Source organism: Kistimonas asteriae (assembly GCF_018263925.1).
GTDB lineage: Bacteria > Pseudomonadota > Gammaproteobacteria > Pseudomonadales > Endozoicomonadaceae > Kistimonas > Kistimonas asteriae.
Genome location: NZ_JAEVHF010000044.1, coordinates 1 through 1,464, shown reverse-complemented (window position 1 = coordinate 1,464; position 1,464 = coordinate 1). Strand labels below are relative to the sequence as shown.

The following is a 1,464-nucleotide window of genomic DNA, read 5'->3' as shown; positions in this document are numbered from 1 at the left end:
GCTCATGCAGGTTCACAGTTTTGGGGTTGTTCAAAATATCCAGCTTGTAAAGCAGCCATCAGGCAAGGCACTTAACAAAAAATTCCAGCGGACACTCGCTCCGCTCGTGCAGCTGAATTTGGCGTTAACTGCCATGAAATATATTGATATTCCATCACAATTATTAGAAAAGGCGATCTCTCTTGAGCATATAGGTTCAAACGAGGTAGCTTGGTTCAAGAGTGATATCCCAGAGTTACTTAATCGACTAGAGTCGGTAGGTGCCTTCGTACTTGGCGGTGATGTTTTGAGTTTCGATTGTGGAGAGTATCGTCATAATTATGATAATTGGTATTTCGAGTTAAGTGATGGCAGTGCAAAACAAAGCATCGAGCACACAAGAAATTACATAAACAAATATCCTGCCGGTAACTATGCCTTTGTGGTTGTGGTTGCATAAGCAGTTAACAAAACAATCGTGTGGGACTGCACTAACGTGCAGCCCCACATCGAGTCGTTAGGGCGTTAAGCCAATCAATACACAGGAAATAGAATGACCAGAGAACTAAGCAATCCAGAACAATATTCAAACCTTTGGAATAATGAGTCAGAGTTTCTCGAATCCCATGGTATTTATAGCCAGCTGTCAAAAATGACGCCAGCAGGAAAGGTTCTTGAGTTTGGGTGCGGTGTTGGAAATGGAACCCGTCATTTATCCGCCGATCGGGAGGTTTTGTCTTTAGATAGTAATTCTCAGCTAATTGAAAAAGCCAGAAATATCACTAATGAAAGCGTGATAATTCACCAATGTGATTTTTTTGATTTAATAGAAGAAGATAAGGGGGTTATTGCCGAATTTAAACCACAAGTTATCGTCGGCTGGTTTATTGGTGGTTGTGGTATCGATATATTCAAGTATACCCAAGAAGAACCAGATGTAGTAACAAAGTCAAAACTATATCGTGAAAAAATTGAAGATATTATTGTTTCTCCTGACGTGTGTTTAGAGTCTGTCGATAACATTCACTTAGTAAGCCGGGGCGCTTTGGCTGCGGGCTTCTCTGAAGCTGAAATATTTACAGAAACCAAAAAGGACTATGATACATATGTATTCGAAAAAATTGGATTTGAAGTTGTTGAAGTAAAGAACATAGATTGGCCCAGAGATGGCAGTGAGTTTCAATACGGGCAAGCACATAATCCAAATTTCGTTGACGGAATTGCAGTTCCTGCAATCACTTCTATTGTGGCCAAAAGAGTGAAGTAGCCCTAACAAGTCAAAGCACGCGGACTTGGTAAAGCTGTCACCTTTTTTGTTCCAAAAAAGTCGCCAACTTCACCAAGCCGGTGTTTGAGGCGTTACATGCTCAAAGCAACTCTAATGATAAAAGTGAAAATTAGGATCATGCCATATTGAAAAAGGACACAATCACTAACGTTTTCTTTCCCAAGTGGTTGGAAGACTCCTTCATTAGTTACAGTAAT

Annotated in this window: 2 protein-coding genes; both read left to right on the top strand. The window is 40.4% G+C overall.

Annotated elements, in window-relative coordinates; translation table 11 throughout:
- Window positions 1-439 (top strand): Imm40 family immunity protein (gene imm40, locus KHS78_RS22160; protein ID WP_211831193.1); only part of this gene is annotated, 439 nt, incomplete at its 5' end.
- 93 nt (window positions 440-532) lie between these two features.
- The gene (locus tag KHS78_RS22155; RefSeq protein WP_211831192.1) at window positions 533-1,246 is read left to right on the top strand and encodes a class I SAM-dependent methyltransferase; all 714 of its coding nucleotides are present in this window, start codon (window positions 533-535) and stop codon (window positions 1,244-1,246) included.
- The last annotated feature ends 218 nt before the right edge of the window (window positions 1,247-1,464 follow it).